At 30.5% G+C, this 16,361-nt stretch carries 18 protein-coding genes; 11 read left to right on the top strand and 7 right to left on the bottom strand.

What is annotated here, in order from left to right:
• Positions 1-10: 10 nt before the first annotated feature.
• The 3 genes from AC3VJB_RS00385 to AC3VJB_RS00375 form a co-directional block, all read right to left on the bottom strand.
• Positions 11-178, bottom strand: coding sequence for a hypothetical protein (locus AC3VJB_RS00385; RefSeq protein WP_156167091.1), 168 nt, complete (start codon positions 176-178; stop codon positions 11-13).
• A 182-nt stretch (positions 179-360) separates the two neighbouring features.
• A complete protein-coding gene (locus AC3VJB_RS00380; protein ID WP_437823929.1) occupies positions 361-1,686 on the bottom strand; it encodes a sigma-54-dependent transcriptional regulator in 1,326 nt (441 codons plus the stop codon).
• Between the two features lie 5 nt (positions 1,687-1,691).
• Positions 1,692-2,789 (bottom strand): sensor histidine kinase, encoded by a 1,098-nt coding sequence (locus AC3VJB_RS00375; protein ID WP_159494557.1) that lies wholly within the window; start codon positions 2,787-2,789, stop codon positions 1,692-1,694.
• Positions 2,790-2,937: 148 nt separating this feature from the next.
• Here AC3VJB_RS00375 and AC3VJB_RS00370 point away from each other — a divergent pair, with 148 nt between their 5' ends.
• Genes AC3VJB_RS00370 through AC3VJB_RS00360 form a run of 3 tightly spaced genes read left to right on the top strand, consistent with a single transcriptional unit; the run spans position 2,938 to position 4,467 of the window.
• Positions 2,938-3,549, top strand: coding sequence for a DUF4230 domain-containing protein (locus AC3VJB_RS00370; protein ID WP_047790203.1), 612 nt, complete (start codon positions 2,938-2,940; stop codon positions 3,547-3,549).
• On the top strand, positions 3,549-3,914 hold the full coding sequence (locus AC3VJB_RS00365) for an MmcQ/YjbR family DNA-binding protein (protein WP_281980519.1): 366 nt from the start codon (positions 3,549-3,551) through the stop codon (positions 3,912-3,914). Before AC3VJB_RS00370 ends, AC3VJB_RS00365 begins: the two co-directional genes overlap by 1 nt.
• A gap of 4 nt (positions 3,915-3,918) precedes the next feature.
• Positions 3,919-4,467 (top strand): 5-formyltetrahydrofolate cyclo-ligase, encoded by a 549-nt coding sequence (locus AC3VJB_RS00360; RefSeq protein WP_437823926.1) that lies wholly within the window; start codon positions 3,919-3,921, stop codon positions 4,465-4,467.
• Between the two features lie 48 nt (positions 4,468-4,515).
• Here the strand turns inward: AC3VJB_RS00360 and rho are convergent, their stop codons facing one another.
• The gene (rho, locus tag AC3VJB_RS00355) at positions 4,516-6,135 is read right to left on the bottom strand and encodes a transcription termination factor Rho (protein ID WP_047790207.1); all 1,620 of its coding nucleotides are present in this window, start codon (positions 6,133-6,135) and stop codon (positions 4,516-4,518) included.
• A gap of 199 nt (positions 6,136-6,334) precedes the next feature.
• Between rho and AC3VJB_RS00350 the strand changes: the two genes are divergently transcribed.
• The 4 genes from AC3VJB_RS00350 (at position 6,335) to AC3VJB_RS00335 (ending at position 10,363) form a co-directional block, all read left to right on the top strand.
• A complete protein-coding gene (locus tag AC3VJB_RS00350) occupies positions 6,335-6,769 on the top strand; it encodes a DUF4293 domain-containing protein (RefSeq protein WP_437823924.1) in 435 nt (144 codons plus the stop codon).
• A gap of 219 nt (positions 6,770-6,988) precedes the next feature.
• Positions 6,989-7,645 carry a response regulator gene (locus tag AC3VJB_RS00345; RefSeq protein ID WP_047790209.1) on the top strand — a complete coding sequence of 219 codons (657 nt, stop codon included), beginning with the start codon at positions 6,989-6,991 and terminating at the stop codon, positions 7,643-7,645.
• Between the two features lie 262 nt (positions 7,646-7,907).
• The gene (locus AC3VJB_RS00340; RefSeq protein WP_497666620.1) at positions 7,908-8,582 is read left to right on the top strand and encodes a hypothetical protein; all 675 of its coding nucleotides are present in this window, start codon (positions 7,908-7,910) and stop codon (positions 8,580-8,582) included.
• Positions 8,583-8,587: 5 nt separating this feature from the next.
• Positions 8,588-10,363 (top strand): tetratricopeptide repeat-containing sensor histidine kinase, encoded by a 1,776-nt coding sequence (locus AC3VJB_RS00335; RefSeq protein ID WP_053056747.1) that lies wholly within the window; start codon positions 8,588-8,590, stop codon positions 10,361-10,363.
• Here the strand turns inward: AC3VJB_RS00335 and AC3VJB_RS00330 are convergent.
• The gene (locus AC3VJB_RS00330; protein ID WP_047790211.1) at positions 10,346-10,843 is read right to left on the bottom strand and encodes a metallophosphoesterase family protein; all 498 of its coding nucleotides are present in this window, start codon (positions 10,841-10,843) and stop codon (positions 10,346-10,348) included. The two genes, AC3VJB_RS00335 and AC3VJB_RS00330, sit on opposite strands and share 18 nt — an antisense overlap.
• 142 nt (positions 10,844-10,985) lie before the next feature.
• Here AC3VJB_RS00330 and truA point away from each other — a divergent pair, with 142 nt between their 5' ends.
• The 3 genes from truA (at position 10,986) to AC3VJB_RS00315 (ending at position 13,998) form a co-directional block, all read left to right on the top strand.
• On the top strand, positions 10,986-11,720 hold the full coding sequence (truA, locus tag AC3VJB_RS00325; RefSeq protein WP_047790212.1) for a tRNA pseudouridine(38-40) synthase TruA: 735 nt from the start codon (positions 10,986-10,988) through the stop codon (positions 11,718-11,720).
• Complete coding sequence (locus AC3VJB_RS00320) at positions 11,720-13,486, top strand: ABC transporter ATP-binding protein (RefSeq protein ID WP_073184669.1); 1,767 nt, start codon at positions 11,720-11,722, stop codon at positions 13,484-13,486. The genes truA and AC3VJB_RS00320 overlap by 1 nt, the downstream gene beginning before the upstream one ends.
• 68 nt (positions 13,487-13,554) lie before the next feature.
• Positions 13,555-13,998, top strand: coding sequence for a hypothetical protein (locus AC3VJB_RS00315; protein ID WP_497666619.1), 444 nt, complete (start codon positions 13,555-13,557; stop codon positions 13,996-13,998).
• Positions 13,999-14,046: 48 nt separating this feature from the next.
• Here the strand turns inward: AC3VJB_RS00315 and cdaA are convergent, their stop codons facing one another.
• Positions 14,047-14,829 carry a diadenylate cyclase CdaA gene (gene cdaA / locus AC3VJB_RS00310; protein ID WP_047790215.1) on the bottom strand — a complete coding sequence of 261 codons (783 nt, stop codon included), beginning with the start codon at positions 14,827-14,829 and terminating at the stop codon, positions 14,047-14,049.
• Positions 14,830-14,909: 80 nt separating this feature from the next.
• Complete coding sequence (gene folP, locus AC3VJB_RS00305; RefSeq protein ID WP_497667311.1) at positions 14,910-15,728, bottom strand: dihydropteroate synthase; 819 nt, start codon at positions 15,726-15,728, stop codon at positions 14,910-14,912.
• Positions 15,729-15,808: 80 nt separating this feature from the next.
• Here folP and AC3VJB_RS00300 point away from each other — a divergent pair, with 80 nt between their 5' ends.
• Positions 15,809-16,354, top strand: a complete 546-nt coding sequence (locus AC3VJB_RS00300; RefSeq protein WP_047790217.1) for a DUF1599 domain-containing protein — start codon at positions 15,809-15,811, stop codon at positions 16,352-16,354.
• Positions 16,355-16,361: the final 7 nt, after the last annotated feature.

Genomic DNA, 16,361 nt, shown 5'->3' with positions numbered 1-16,361 from the left:
TTTTCTGTTTTTATACAGCTTGCATTTCTTTTTCTATAATTACTGCCTGTTTTTTTTCTTTTTTTACATCTACCTCATTATACTCACTACACGACCATACCTTTTCTTTAAATTTGGTTAACACACATATATTTATCTCTGTACATGATGGACAAATATTAAAAGGGTTAGCATTCATAAATTATATTTATTTTATTCTCTCTCTTAAAAGCAAATGATATACCGTTAATGATGCCAAAAAAAGAAAAACTCCCAACCCCTTGCAAACAAGAGGCTCTGGAAGTTTTTATAAATTTTTACTTAAAATAAAAGCGGGTAATTTCTCCTCAAGTGGAGAAAAAACACCCAGAAAAATTTTTGTTATTCTTTCAGCTTTTCTCGTAATGTCTTACGGTCTATTTGAAGAATTTTTGCTGCTTTTGTTTTATTGTTATTAGTAGCATTTAGCACATGTTGTATGTGACGTTTTTCCATTTCTTTTAAAGATATTAATCCTTCTTCTGAAAAATCGACATTATACTTTAGTGAATCAGGTAAATGCTCTACTTCTACTATACGATCACACATAATTACCGCACGCTGTATTATATTTTCTAACTCTCTAATATTCCCTGGCCAATTATATCTTTGTAGTATAGCTAAAGCTTTAGGGCTTATTTTTACGAAACTATCTTTATATTCTACCCCATATTTAAACAGAAACTTTTCTACTAACATAGAAATATCTTCTTTTCTTTCTCGTAAAGGTGGTACTTCTATTTCTACTACTGTCAACCTATAAAATAAGTCTTCTCGAAATGTTCGTTTTTGAATCATTTCTTTTAGGTTATTGTTAGTCGCTGCAATAATTCTAACATCTACTTTCTCTGCTTTTTGAGCTCCAACCTTTACCACTTCTTTTTCTTGTAAAGCCCTTAATAACTTTGATTGTACATTTAATGAAGCATTTCCTATTTCATCTAAAAAAATAGTTCCTCCATTAGCCGCTTGAAAAAAACCATTTCTGTTACTATCTGCTCCTGTAAAAGCTCCTTTTATATAACCAAATAACTCAGACTCTAATAAATTCTCAGGAATAGCTCCACAGTTTACCGCTATGTATGGTCCTTTAGCAAATTTCCCTTCATAATGTATTGCACGAGCCACTAACTCTTTACCTGTTCCACTTTCTCCTTTAATAGAAACTGTTGCTTTATTATTTTTTACTCGATCTATTATTTGAAAAATTTCATTAATCTTTTCTGAAGCCCCTATCATATCTCCATAAAAGTCCTTTTTCTCTTTTTCTTGAGTAGTTTTTTTATGACTTTTTTCTGCTTTTTTTAAAGCATCGTCCATTGCCGTTTTCAACTCATCTTTTGTAAAAGGCTTCGTTAGGTATGCTACTACTCCTGACTTAATGGCTTCTAATGAATCTTGAACAGATGGATATCCTGTTACTATAAGTTTAGGTAACTTTGGATAGTGTTCTGAAACAAATTTTACAAGCTCAAAGCCATCCACTTCTGGCATTTTTAAATCGGTTATTAGCAAATCAATTGGGGTATCTCTTAAAATTGTAACTGCTTCTTTAACTGATACTGCCTTGTAGGTATGATAATTCCAAGATTGTAAATGTCGATGTAACAACTCTAAGATATGAACATCATCATCTACTATTAATATATTTTCCTTTTTTAACGGCATTTCTTTTATTTTGGTAATCTAACCTCAAAGATAGCACCTTTTTCAATGCCATTTTTAGCTGTTATTGTTCCTTTATGACTCAATACAATACCATGCACAACACTTAACCCTAACCCTGTTCCTTCTCCTGTTGGCTTCGTTGTATAGAAAGGCTGAAATACTTTTTCAAGACCTTCGTCACTTAATCCTATCCCTTCATCAGAAATTCTTAATATCACTTCTTTATCCGTTTGAAATGTTTCAATAGTAACCAGTCCTTTTTTAGGTGAAAAGTAAATAGCATTAATAATAAGATTGAAAATAATCTGAGTAAGTTGAACCGTATCTGCCCGTAACCACAACTCAGATTCTTCCACTTTCACTAGGTATTTTACAGACTGTCTTCTAAAAGTAGCATCCAATAAGTTTATTGCATCTTTTATACTCGGAATAATGTTTACTTTTTTCATTTCTTGTGGCATTTCACAAGCAAAATACATGAGTTTTTTTACTACTTCTCTTGAAAAAATTGTACTTTGAATAATTTTATCTACATCTGCCAAAGCCTTTTCATTACTAGACATATCTGCTTTCAATAATTCTGAGTAACCTAAAATATTAGCTAGCGGGGTATTTAATTCATGGGCAATACCAGCGGTTAATTCTCCTAAGATTGATAAACGATCGGCGTGTTCCATTTTACGCCTCATCGACAGCTCATTGTTCTTTATTTCAATACGCTCTAAAAGTCCCCCTATTTTTATAGCAACTGTATCAAATAATTCTTTTTCCTCTTTTAAATATAGATTATCCTTAAGTTCTTTTCCTTTTATAAATGCTGATATTTTTCCTTTAGGTATATTAAATACCAGAATAGTACTTGAAATTATACAAAGCTCTTTCTTTGTTTTACTTTTCTCTTCAGAATACTCTTCTATATCGATAAAAACTTGGGTGCTTTTTGGAAACTGTAATGCTTTTTTTAAACTTTTCGTTATTGCTTTTAAAGTTACATCAACTTGATCAAGATTAGCGTTTATTATTAAAGATGTTACCTCATAAAGACAGGTTAACTCTTTTATACGCTCTTTTAGTTCTTTTTCTGTTGTACTTACTGACCTCATTGATTAGTTTTTATTAAGCTCTGATAAACTCTTGCTCTTTCTGGGAATAAAAATACAAAATAACTCTCCTTTGCTCACTTTGTCTTTAAAAACTCTTACATTATATATTCTTTTTTATGCTTTACCTATTTTATGTAAATTCGTAGTTATGGAATTACTTTTTATAGGTTTGGCAGGAGGAGCCATTATATCCTATTATATTTTTAAAAAATTCACCTCAGTAAAAAGAAAAAATTTGACCGAAAAACAATCGGTAGTTTTGTTAGATAAAATAAAAAAAGTATCTAAATTAATTACTGTTGAAGGAGAATTTGCCGAAATATATCACCATGAAAACACCAAAGAAAAATTTTTAGGACTTGTTACCAGTAAGAAAAAAGCCATTATTCTAATTAATGCTAAAGTGCATATTGGTTTTGATTTTAGGAAAATAAAAATGCATACAGATACTAAGAAAAAAGTATTAGTTCTTTCTGAATTTCCCCAACCTGAAGTATTTTCAATAGAGCCTAATTTACGTTTCTATGATATTCAAAACGGATTACTTAACAAGTTTAGTTCTGAAGATTTAACTGAAGTAAATAAAGAAGCGAGAGAACACATTCTTCAAAAAATACCTGAAAGTAATTTAATGCAAACAGCAAACAAAGAAGCCCTAGAAGCAGTTACCTTAATGCAAAATTTAGTGGAAACTATTGGATGGAAACTAGACTACACTGCTTTAAAAATTCCTGAATCAACTCAAAATTTAATTGAATAATGAATATTGAAGAATTTCGTAACTATTGCATTACCAAAAAAGGAGTAACTGAACATTTTCCGTTTGATGATAATGTTTTAGTATTTAAAGTAATGAATAAAATGTTTGCTTTATCGGGTTTAGATAGTTGGGAGCAACATGAACCTAAAATTAATCTAAAATGTGAGCCTGAGCGTGCTTTAGAATTACGAGCTGAATATGAAAGTATTAATCCAGGATTTCATATGAGTAAAAAACATTGGAACACAGTTACTTTGAACAATGATGTTTCTGATACTTTTGCTTTTGAATTGATTGACCATTCATACGAACTTATAGTGAAAGGATTAACAAAAAAACTTCAAGAAGAATTAAAATCGTTGTAATACAATGCTTAAATCCGACCTTAGAAAACTATACAAACAAAAGAGAAATACGCTTACTCAAACAGAAAAAGAAAAATTACAAGAGAGCATTTACCAACAAATATTCGAGTTACAAACTGATGATATTCATACTGTACATTTGTTTTTATCCATGCGAAAGTTTAATGAAATAGACACGAAGCCCATCATTGATTTTTTTAGAGGCAAAGGAAAAAGAATTATTGTTAGTCGTTGTAATTTCGAAGATGATACTCTTTCACATTTCTATTTTGAAAAAGACACTGAGCTAGAACTCAATAAATTTGGAGTTCCTGAACCTATAAATGCGGAAGAAGCTAATGTAATAGATATTGATTTAGTTTTTGTTCCTATGTTAATTTCTGACGAACAGAACTGTAGAGTTGGTTACGGAAAGGGCTTTTATGATCGATTTTTATCTGAATGTAGAGAAGATACTCGTACCATTGGACTTAACTTCTTTCCCCCTATCAAAAAGATAAAAGATACTCATAAGTTTGACGTTCCATTAGACTTTGTGATATATCCAAAATAAAAAAATCCCACATCTAGCGGGATTTTTTTATTTTATATAAACTAACGACTATCCGTTCATTGAAATCAAGAACTCCTCGTTATTTAAAGATCTTTTAATTCTGTCTTGAATAAACTCCATCGCTTCAATAGGGTTCATATCAGCTAAATACTTACGTAATACCCACATACGTTGTACAGTCTTTTCATCTAATAATAAATCATCACGACGTGTACTCGACTTAATTAAGTCAATTGCAGGATAAATTCTGCGATTAGCAATATTTCGCTCTAATTGTAACTCCATATTACCCGTACCTTTGAATTCTTCAAAGATAACCTCGTCCATTTTCGAACCAGTTTCAGTAAGCGCAGTAGCAATAATAGTTAAAGAACCTCCATTTTCAATGTTACGAGCTGCCCCAAAGAAACGTTTTGGTTTGTGTAATGCATTAGCATCAATACCTCCTGATAAAATCTTCCCAGATGCTGGTGCCACGGTGTTGTATGCTCTTGCTAAACGTGTAATAGAATCTAATAAAATTACTACATCATGTCCACACTCTACTAAACGTTTTGCTTTTTCCAACACAATATTAGCTACACGAACATGTTTATCCGCTGGTTCATCAAAAGTAGATGCAACCACCTCACCACGTACACTACGTTGCATATCAGTAACCTCTTCTGGGCGTTCATCAATTAATAAAACAATCTGATAAACTTCAGGATGATTTGCTGCAATTGCTTTTGCTACATCTTTTAACAATACTGTTTTACCCGTTTTAGGTTGCGCCACAATCATACCACGTTGTCCCTTTCCTATTGGAGAAAACAAATCAATGATTCTAGTTGACAATGAACTTCCTTTTTCTGCTAAGTTAAACTTTTCATTAGCAAATAATGGTGTTAAGTGTTCAAAAGATACACGATCTCTTACGATGTTAGGATTTAATCCATTAATTTTTGATACTCTAATTAACGGGAAGTACTTTTCGCCTTCCTTTGGAGGACGTACGTTACCTCTAACTGTATCACCTGTTTTTAATCCAAATAACTTTATTTGAGACTGTGACACATAAATATCATCAGGTGATGATAAATAGTTGTAATCTGAAGAACGTAAAAAACCATATCCATCAGGCATCATTTCTAAGACACCTTCACTTTCAATAATACCATCAAACTCAAAATCAGGGTCACGGTACTTATTACCACTTTTGTGATGCTGCTTATTAGTATTCTGGTTTTTATTATGCTTATTACCTCTATTATTGTGGTTTTTATTATGCTGCTGCTTTTGCTGTTGAGGTTGTTGCTTTTTATCCTCTGAAGCTTGAACTTGCTTCTTCTCTTCTTGTCTTTTCTTAGGCTTATTAACAACTTCCTTTTTTTCTGGAGTTACTTTTTCTGGAGTTTTTTTCACTTCAGTTTCGTTAACAACCTTTTCTGGATTTTCTGCAGTAGTTTTAGCTTCTGTTTTAGCTATTCTTTTCCTTTTAGGCTTGTCTGCTTTAGGTGCAGCAGGTTTAGGTTTAGCCTCATTAGCACTTGCTTCTGCTTGCGCATCTAAAATTTTGTATACTAAGTCTAGTTTTTTTAGTTGACTAATCTTTGTTAATCCTATTGATTTGGCAATAACTTGTAAATCAGCTAATTTTTTAGTTTTTAATTCCGAAATATCGAACATTCGTTAAATAATTAAGTTACTAAAATTCCTTATTTGTAAAGAATTGTTTTGTATTAAGTTTTGTTTTGAGTGCTAATTATATAGGGGCTATATAATAATTTTGTGCGGTTACATACAAGGCAAATATATACAAATATTTTAACTTCTAATATTTCTTTTTAAAAAAAGAAGTATTACATTTGCTACCCGATAAAAAATTATGATACAAAGAATACAATCTATATACCTATTAGTAGCAGGAATTATCTCTGGAGGATTGACTTTTATAGTTAGTCTTTGGAGTAACTCCCAAACTAGTACTATTTATGTTTTAGATTTATTTTCTGGGAACTCAATCTTACAAAAAAGTATTCCTGTTTTATTTTTTATTTCGGCTTTAGTAGCTATTGTAACAATATTTCTATTTAAAAATCGTCAGTTACAATTTGTACTAAACCGGTTAAACATATTGATAAACCTTTTTTTATTAGGACTATTGATTTATTTATCACAAACATTATCTGGAGAAGCTTTGGTTTCTGAGAAAGGTATTGGGATGTTCTTTCCTATCATTGTTATTTTGCTATTAGTTTTAGCAAATAGAGCCATTAAGAAGGATGAAGATCTTGTAAAATCTGTAGATAGATTACGATAAACCTAACATCTTAGTATATTTAGTGCGAAAAAAACCGAGATTTAATTCTCGGTTTTTTATTTTTGATTCCGTAGGCTATTCAAGCCCTCTAGCTTTAAATGTTAAAGAAATGTTAAAAAAAACTCAGGGTTTTCCCTGAGTCACTAATAAAACAATTAGGGATACTGTGTATTGTACACACTCTTTTAACCTCATAAATTTGTAACTGTAATAACAATCATGAATTACAACAAGATAAAAGTTCACATAGCAGATGACCATAAGATATTAATAGACGGTGTCATTGCTTTATTAAATACTGAAGATAACATTGAAGTTGAAGGCTATTCTTTAACTGGTAAGCAAGTAGTAAATTGGTCTTCAAAAAACACAGCTGATGTATTAGTTTTAGACATAAACATGCCTGAAATGGATGGTATTGAAGTTTTAAAAACGTTTAGAAAACGTAATACAACTATTAAAACAATAATTCTTTCTGGTTTGAGTGATCCAAAACTTGTTCAAGAAATGATTGCATTAGGAGCCAATGGTTTTGTTGATAAAAGTCGAGCTAATGAGCAAATAATTGACGCTATAAAAGTCGTTCACAATGGTATACAATACATTAGCGAAGACATAAAAGTAAAGTTGTTAGACTCATATGCTTCAGATGCAAAAGACGAAGATGAACCAGAGTTTTTGCATGGAGATTTAACCGAGAGGGAAATTGCTGTATTAAGATTAATCGCAAAAGAAAAAAGCTCTAGTGAAATAGCAAAAAAACTAAATGTTAGTATTAAAACAGTAGAAACATATAGAAGTAATTTATATAAAAAATTAAAAGTAAAAAATGTAGTAGGTTTAGCGATGTATGCTGTGAGAAACAAAATAGTGTAAAGACATAATCAACCCTTCAAATTTTCTTTAGTCCCCCAGATTAAGAAGAAGCCCCCCGAGTCTATACACTTCATGCATCGCTAATCAACTGCTACTAATAATAAACCCAATAGCGATGTACGCGTTATTTAACATAGTATAGAAAACCCCTTCATTTTGTTTTCTTTTATCCCCTAAGAGATATTGTCCCCCGTCTCTTAACATCTATCCTAAGTACATCGCTATTTTAAAAAAAAATCTAATCTCAATAAATATATAAGTCATGAAAAACTTTACTCCTTATTTACTAGCTTTGAGTCTTAGTGTTATTTTTGCTTCTTGTTCTTCTAACGAAGCAGAAGTTATAGAGAATAATCCTGAAAAATTATTACAATCATATACACTTAAAAGAGATGCAACTGGGGCCTACTCTATTGATTTTAATACAGCTAATAATACTGATGTAACTACATTGACTAATACAGACAATTCTAAAGAGATTATTTTAGCTGAAACTGCACAAAAAACATCTACAAAACACTCTAATGATTTTTCTATTGAAAACAATCATTTAAAAATTGGTTTTTTAGAAGCTAATAGAGGGAAAAAAACTGAAATATATATTGAAGATGAAAACATTACCTTTGCTAAGGGTATTACCGAATTTTTGAACTCATATAGTATTACAGCAAATGAAGATGGTACATATCAATTAAATTTTACTATTAATAATAATGTTACTACAGATTTTGTATATAATAAAGGGATTGAAACTTACGAAGTGCATTTATCAAACGGTACCTCAACTCAAAAAACATTTTCTAGAGAATTAGAAATGAATCCTGAGTCTAAAATATTAAGATTAGATTTTGTTAATCATAAATATGTTGGTAGAATGGAAGTTGAATCTGTCGACAGAAAACCAAGATCTATTATTGTGGATCACACTATAATATAATAAAAATGTACAAAAGCTCTTTGCTCTTTTTCCTAATAACTACTATAACCTTTACTTCTATTTCTTCTCATAGCCAGAAAAAAAAGCATCCTTTATTTGATGAATATAATAAAGCTGAAGAACTCTTTAATGAAGAGAAATATAGTATTTCATTAGAAAAAAGTCTAAAAATACTTTCTGAAATAGATTCATCAGGTCATTTTGAATTAAAATATAAAACTTCATTTTTAATTGGAGATATTTTCAGGCAAATAAACGACCATGAAAAAGCTATTACGTACTACAAAAAAGCATTAGCTAACTTTAAATATAACTCTTCTTTTAAAAAAGAGCACTCGAATATAGTTGAAAATAATTTCAAAATAAACAAAATATTGTTACGTATTGGAGGACAATTTCATATTTCCAAAAAGAAAGACAGTGCTATTAAGTACTACAAAAAGATACTAGCTAGTAACTCATTTAACCAGCAAGACCTTACAACCAAAGCAAGCTCATACACCAACCTTTCTAATATATACAGAGAAGACTCTATTTACGATTTAGCCAAGGAGTATTCTTTAGAAGCTATAAAAATTTATAGGAATTCAAATAAGAAAGTTTTAGAGTCCGCTGCACTCGGTAATTTAGCTAGTATTTATCTTGAACAAAAGGATTATGAGAAAGCAAAAAAAATATACTTAGAAGGTTTAGATTTAATAAAACAAGACTCAAGCAATAGAGCTACAAAATATAAAGAGTTTCTATATTTCAACCTAGCATATACTTTATATCTACAAAAAGACTACAGAGCTTATGATTATCAAGAAAAATCTTATAATATCAAGGACGACTTTAGGGATATTGAAATAAGAAGAATTGTCGATGAAATTTACACAAAACACGAACTTAACTTAGAAAAAGAAAAAACAGCCTTAGTTGAAGAACAACGTAAACTAGAAGAAGCCCAAGAAGCTAAAACCTCTATGCTCTTTGGTGCTTTAAGTTTTTTGGTATTAATTGTTTCAGGAGTAATTATATACAATTATAAGCTTCGTCAAAAAAACTTACGCCTCAAGTTATCTGAAAGTAAACTTATACAACAACAAAACCTTGAGAAAGTAAGATCCGAAGCTCAAATTAAGATTCTTAATGCTACGATTGACGGAAAAGAAACTGAACGAAAACTTATCGCAGAAATATTACACGATAATGTTAGCGCACTACTTTCATCGGCAAACATGCACTTAACAGCTACAAAAAAACAATTTAACGGAGATACACCACAAGAAATAGAAAAAACACAAGCTATTATTTCAGAAGCCTCTCAAAAAGTTAGAGACTTATCTCACAACTTAGTTTCTTCTATCCTTTTAAAATTTGGGCTAGAATATGCTATTAAAGATGTTGTTAAAAAATATTCTAATAGCCAATTGAAGCTTGAGGTTTCCGCAAAAAACATCAATAGATATAATCAAGAATTTGAAATAAAAATATTTAATGTGATTCAAGAATTAATCAATAATATCTTGAAACATAGTAAAGCCAAACATGCACAAATAGATTTAAAAGAAGAGAAGAATCAACTAACCGTTCTCGTTAAGGATGATGGGGTAGGATTTTCTACCTCGTCTTCTTCTTTTTCTGATGGTATTGGACTTAACCAAGTTGAAGCTAGAGTTCACATGATGGATGGTAAGCTAACTATAAAGTCTCAAATAAATGTAGGCACTACAATACAAATTATAGTTCCAATATTAAGAAAAGAAAACAACTTTAACAAGTTAACCTCTGTTAGCTAACTCAATAATTTCCATATTTTTTATATTACTATTATCTATTTCAAAACGTAGCATCGTTCTAACTTTATGAAATCCATGATTTCCTGCTGCTCCTGGATTTAAATGTAACAAATTCAGCTTCTTATCATACTGAACTTTTAATATATGCGAATGTCCACAAATAAACAGTTGTGGTGTATTACTTTTTAACTCTTCTCGAACCCTTTGATTATATTTATTCGGATAGCCTCCAATATGAGTTATCCAAACCGAAACACCATCTATTATAAATTTATTATCTAACGGAAATTCTGCCCGAGCACTTTTATCATCAATATTTCCATACACTGCTCTCAGTGGTTTTAGCTTTTTTATACTATCAGTAACTTGTAGGTTTCCAATGTCACCTGCATGCCAAACCTCATCAGCTTGTTTTACAAACTTTAAAATTTGTTCATCTATAAAACTATGTGTATCGGAAAGTAATAAAATTTTCTTCATTGAAACAAAACTAATAAAAATCAAACCAACACATTATTAACTTATAAGTATTTTAGCAAAACTTAAAACATTATTTTACCTCATATCTAGTACATTTCAAGTTATAATTTTATAATTTAGCTATTTAAAATCTTTACACTTCTTGAGGTATTTCATTGAATTAGCATACAACGGAAAAAATTATCATGGATGGCAAATACAACCACACGCAATATCCGTTCAAGAAAAAATAAATAAGGCTATTAGCACTATTTTAAGAAAAGAAATAATTATCGTAGGTGCAGGAAGAACAGATGCTGGCGTACATGCATCTCAAATGTTTGCTCATTTTGATGTAGAAACCCCACTAAACAGTAATTTCACCTACAAGTTAAACGCTATTTTACCTAATGACATCGTTATCTTTAATACTCAACTAGTACATAACGATGCTCATGCTCGTTTTGATGCACTTAGTAGAAGCTATGAGTACAAAATTTGGCTAGGTAGAAATCCTTTTTTATTAAATACTACTTGGCAATTACACCACCAGCAATTAAATATAGAGTTAATGAATAAAGCCGCTGCAACTCTATATGATTATGAAAATTTTGAATGCTTTTCAAAAGTAAAGACAGATGTACATACATTTAACTGTACTGTAACCAATGCTAAATGGATTAAAAATGGTAATGAGTTAACGTTTCATATCAGTGCCAATCGTTTTTTAAGAAACATGGTTCGTGCTATTGTTGGAACTTTAATTGACGTTGGTTTAGAAAAAATAACTGTAAATGATTTCAAAAAAATCATAGAAAGTAAAAATCGAAGTAAAGCAGGCGTATCTGTTCCTGCAAAAGGTTTATTTTTAACAAAAGTAAAATACGAATATATATAGTGAGTAAAACAACAGGAAAAGCATTCGATATTAAAATTTTTGCACGACTAATGAGTTTTGCAAAAAAGTATCGCATACGATTTATAATTGCAGCATTATCTACTATTTTACTAGCAGGGTTTGCTGTGCTAACCCCTGTCATTTTAATGGCTGCCATAGATGACTTTATTACAAACAAAGATTTTTCTAGACTATTGTATTTCACAATAGCCATGATTGTGGTTTTATTAATTCAAGTCTTTTTCCAATTTAGTTTTATTTACTACGCTAACTGGGTTGGACAACATATTATTAGAGACATAAGAGCTATCACTTTTAGAAAAATACTCCAATTTAAAATGGGATATTTTGATAACTCTTCAGTTGGAAAATTAGTAACTCGTGTTGTTTCTGATATAGAAACTATTGCTAATTTTTTTACACAAGGTGTTTTTATGATCGTTAGCGATGTTTTGAAAATGATTGTGGTAATAGTCGTAATGCTATATACCAATTGGAAACTAGCAATAATAGCACTTGCAACCTTACCTGTTTTAATTTATGCTACTAAATTATTTCAAATAGCCATAAAATCTACTTTTCAAGATGTAAGAAACCAAGTAGCAAACCTAAACAGCTTTGTTCAGGAAAGAGTTACGGGAATGAAAATAGTTCAGCTTTTTAATAGAGAAAAGATAGAGTATAAAAACTTTATTGATATTAATAACAAACATAAAAAAGCACATGTTAAAACAGTTTGGTATTATTCTATTTTTTTCCCTATCGCAGAGATTTTATCTTCAATTGCAATAGGTTTAATTGTTTGGTATGGTGGTTTACAAGTAGTTGAAAACAAAGCTGCAAGTGTTGGTGCCATTATTGGTTTTATAAAAATGGCTCAAATGCTTTTTAGACCCTTAAGACAAATAGCTGACAAATTTAATCAGTTACAAATGGGGATTGTTGCTGGTGAACGTGTTTTTAACATAATAGACACAGAGAGCTCTATAGATAAGAATGGATCAATTATTGCTAACAACATACAAGGAGCTATTAACTTTAAAGATGTAAAATTTAGCTATATAAAAGGGGAAGAAATTTTAAAAGGTATTAATTTTAGTGTTAAAAAAGGACAAACCGTTGCCATTGTTGGGGCTACAGGAGCCGGAAAATCAACTATAATTAATCTTATAAATCGTTTTTACGAAATAGATAGTGGTGAAATATCTATTGACAATATTCCTGTTCAAGATTACAAAATAACTTCTTTACGTCAAAAAATAGCTGTGGTATTACAAGATGTTTTTTTATTTTCTGATAGTATTTTAAACAACATCACTCTTAAAAATGATAAAATTTCTCTCAAAGAAGTACAAACTGCCGCTAAACAAATAGGAATTCATGAATTTATTATGAGTCTTCCTAACAATTACTATTATAATGTAAAAGAACGTGGTGGTATGTTATCATCTGGTCAACGCCAATTAATTGCTTTCTTACGAGCATATGTTAGTAAACCTAGTATTTTAATTTTAGACGAAGCTACTTCTTCAGTTGATGCACATGCAGAACAAATGATTCAATATGCTACGGATGAAATTACAAAAAATAGAACTTCTATTGTAATTGCTCATCGTTTAGCAACTATTAAAAAGGCTGATATGATTATAGTTATGGACAAAGGATCCATAGTCGAAAAAGGAAATCACATAGAGTTATTAAAAAAACACGACGGCTATTATAAGAATTTGTACGAAAAACAGTTTAATAATGAAACGGTAGTGTAAATAAATTTGTTTACATCAATCAAAATAGTACATTTGTTATTCAATCTAAAAATTAAAAATCAAAAACGATGAAAAAAGTAATTTTATCTGCATTTGTAGTTGCTTCTTTATTAGCAACCTCTTGTAAAAACACAAAAGAAGAAGCTAAAGACGTTAAAAAAGAAGCTGTTGAAACAGTAGACAAAGCTACTGAAGAAGCTAAAGAAGCTGCTAAGGAAGTTGAAGAAACTACTGAAGAAGCTGTTAAAACTGTAGAGTCTGCAATTGAAGGTATCGAAATTCCTGAATTTGAAGATCCAAAAGTAGGTGAATACTTACAGTCTTATACTGAGTATGCTAAAACATACATAGAAGCAAAAGGAGATGTAGTAAAAAACTCTGAATTAGCTCAAAAAGGTGTTGAATTAGCTAGTAAATCACAAGAAATTCTTGGTAATTTAAGTCAAGATGATGCTGTTAAGTTTAGCCAAGTTATGACTGCTATTCAATCTAAAATGGCTCCTGCTCAATAATCTTTTTTGGACAGAACATAAAAAAAGCTCGCAAGTTGCGAGCTTTTTTTATGCCATAACATCTTTTTCTAATTTTTTACGAAGTTCTTCCAGCGACTTATACAACACAAATTCACCATCTTTTATATAAGAAAGCTCACCTGTTTCTTCTGAAACCAATAAACAAAGGGCATCTGTTTTCTCACTAACCCCAATAGCTGCTCTATGGCGTAACCCAAACCTAGAAGGTATTTTAGTACTACTAGAAATAGGTAGTATTACTCGAGTAGCTACAATATAATTATCACGAATAACTGTTGCTCCATCATGTAACGGGCTATTTTTATAAAAAATACTCTCTATAATTGCTTCATTCACCAAAGCATTCATTTTATCTCCCGTATTAATTAAAAAATCAAGGTTGTTTGTTTTTTCAATGACTAATAATGCCCCTGTTTTAGTTTTTGACAAGTTAACACAAGCTGTTAAAATAGTTTCAACATCTGTTTCGGAATGAATTTCAGTTTTTAGAAACTTCAACTGATTTAAAAACCCCTTTTTAGTAGAAAAATTAGTAGTTCCTATCATTAATAAAAACTTACGAATTTCTTGTTGAAACACAATAATCAATGCTATAACACCACCAGAAAGTAAATAACCTAAAATACCACTTAACATCTCCATGTGCAAGGCTTGAGTAACTTTCCATATTAAAAATATAAATGCAATTCCTATTACAATGTTAATCGCTACGGTTCCTTTTAACAACTTATAGATATAGAAAAGCAATACAGCTACCAAAAAAATATCTAACACATCAAGAAACGAAAAGTTGATGAAATCTAAATTCATTAATTTTTTGAAGTTTTTTAACTTTAAAACAAGCTTTTAGGCATTTTGTCTTTACCTAATAAGTAAATGTAAGGATTTTATTACAACTGTTCCACAATTTTAACCGCCTCAACTGCTTCTTTTACATCGTGCACCCTTAAAATGTGTGTTCCGTTTAGCAAAGCAATTGTATTTGCTACAGTAGTAGCATTTAGAGCTTCTTGCGATGTAATTCCTAACAATTTATATAACATAGATTTTCTAGAAACCCCAGTTAAAATAGGAACATCTAAACTTTTAAACATTGATAACCTTTTAAGCAACTCATAGTTTTGATTAAGTGTTTTACCAAAACCAAAACCAACATCTATAATTACATCATTCACCTTTAGCTGGCGCAATTTAAAAAGCTGTTCTGCAAAAAAAGAAACCACTTCTGTAACCACATTTTCATATTGAGGATTTTGTTGCATATTTTGCGGTGTTCCCTGCATATGCATCATAATATATGGAACTTGTAATTTTGCCACTGTCTCAAACATTTTCACATCCATCTTTCCACCAGAAATATCATTTATAATTCCAGCACCTGTATTTATCGACTCTTCCACTACTCTACTTCTAAATGAGTCTACCGAAATAATAATTTCAGGAAAATTTTTAACCAACAACTCCACCACAGGAAGCATTCTTTGTAGTTCCTCTTCTTCCGAAATATGCTTTGCTCCTGGTCTTGAAGAATATGCACCTACATCAATAAACGTAGCCCCTTCACTCAACATCTTTTCTGCCTGTACAAGGATATCTCGTTCATTTTTATACTTTCCTCCATCAAAAAAAGAATCAGGAGTAACATTTAAAATCCCCATAACCTTAGGCTTAGTTAAATCCACCAAGGTTCCTTTACAATTAATTGTCATCATGCTAAATTTCCAAGTAAAAATAAATGAAAAGCTTGTAATATTTACTATTTTTGGTCGAATACTTTTAAACAGGAAAGATGCAAGATACCTCAAAACAGTATGATGCTGTAGTTGAAGAATGTAAAAGTTTATTTATAAAAAAAATGAGCGATTATGGTAGTGCTTGGAGGATTTTAAGACTTCCATCGCTAACCGATCAGATATTTATCAAAGCTCAACGTATACGTCAATTACAAGAAAATACTGAGCGAAAAGTTGATGAAGGAGAAAAATCAGAATTTATAGGCATTATTAATTATTCGGTAATGGCATTAATTCAAATTGAGTTAGGTATTGTTGAGCAACCTGATTTAACTACCGAAGAGGCTACTACTTTATACGATAAACACATAAAAATCACCAAAGAGTTAATGGAAAACAAAAACCATGATTATGGTGAAGCTTGGAGAGACATGAGAGTTTCTTCGTTAACCGATTTAATTCTGCAAAAACTACTTCGTGTAAAACAAATTGAAAACAATCAAGGCAAAACTTTAGTTTCTGAAGGAATTGATGCTAATTATCAAGATATGATTAATTATGCTATTTTTGCCATGATTCACCTTTCTGAATCAGATAATTAACCTAAAA

The sequence above is a fragment of the Tenacibaculum sp. TB-53 genome, from assembly GCF_059716285.2.
Note: the sequence above shows the minus strand (reverse complement) of the source record. Positions and strands in the feature narration are given on the sequence as shown.

What these genes read in the sequence shown, in the direction of transcription:
- AC3VJB_RS00385 (WP_156167091.1), bottom strand. Translation starts at nt 178, where the DNA reads ATGAATGCTAACCCTTTTAATATTTGTCCATCATGTACAGAGATAAAT.
- AC3VJB_RS00380 (WP_437823929.1), bottom strand. Translation starts at nt 1,686, where the DNA reads ATGCCGTTAAAAAAGGAAAATATATTAATAGTAGATGATGATGTTCAT.
- AC3VJB_RS00375 (WP_159494557.1), bottom strand. Translation starts at nt 2,789, where the DNA reads ATGAGGTCAGTAAGTACAACAGAAAAAGAACTAAAAGAGCGTATAAAA.
- AC3VJB_RS00370 (WP_047790203.1), top strand. Translation starts at nt 2,938, where the DNA reads ATGGAATTACTTTTTATAGGTTTGGCAGGAGGAGCCATTATATCCTAT.
- AC3VJB_RS00365 (WP_281980519.1), top strand. Translation starts at nt 3,549, where the DNA reads ATGAATATTGAAGAATTTCGTAACTATTGCATTACCAAAAAAGGAGTA.
- AC3VJB_RS00360 (WP_437823926.1), top strand. Translation starts at nt 3,919, where the DNA reads ATGCTTAAATCCGACCTTAGAAAACTATACAAACAAAAGAGAAATACG.
- rho (WP_047790207.1), bottom strand. Translation starts at nt 6,135, where the DNA reads ATGTTCGATATTTCGGAATTAAAAACTAAAAAATTAGCTGATTTACAA.
- AC3VJB_RS00350 (WP_437823924.1), top strand. Translation starts at nt 6,335, where the DNA reads ATGATACAAAGAATACAATCTATATACCTATTAGTAGCAGGAATTATC.
- AC3VJB_RS00345 (WP_047790209.1), top strand. Translation starts at nt 6,989, where the DNA reads ATGAATTACAACAAGATAAAAGTTCACATAGCAGATGACCATAAGATA.
- AC3VJB_RS00340 (WP_497666620.1), top strand. Translation starts at nt 7,908, where the DNA reads ATGAAAAACTTTACTCCTTATTTACTAGCTTTGAGTCTTAGTGTTATT.
- AC3VJB_RS00335 (WP_053056747.1), top strand. Translation starts at nt 8,588, where the DNA reads ATGTACAAAAGCTCTTTGCTCTTTTTCCTAATAACTACTATAACCTTT.
- AC3VJB_RS00330 (WP_047790211.1), bottom strand. Translation starts at nt 10,843, where the DNA reads ATGAAGAAAATTTTATTACTTTCCGATACACATAGTTTTATAGATGAA.
- AC3VJB_RS00315 (WP_497666619.1), top strand. Translation starts at nt 13,555, where the DNA reads ATGAAAAAAGTAATTTTATCTGCATTTGTAGTTGCTTCTTTATTAGCA.
- cdaA (WP_047790215.1), bottom strand. Translation starts at nt 14,829, where the DNA reads ATGAATTTAGATTTCATCAACTTTTCGTTTCTTGATGTGTTAGATATT.
- folP (WP_497667311.1), bottom strand. Translation starts at nt 15,728, where the DNA reads ATGACAATTAATTGTAAAGGAACCTTGGTGGATTTAACTAAGCCTAAG.
- AC3VJB_RS00300 (WP_047790217.1), top strand. Translation starts at nt 15,809, where the DNA reads ATGCAAGATACCTCAAAACAGTATGATGCTGTAGTTGAAGAATGTAAA.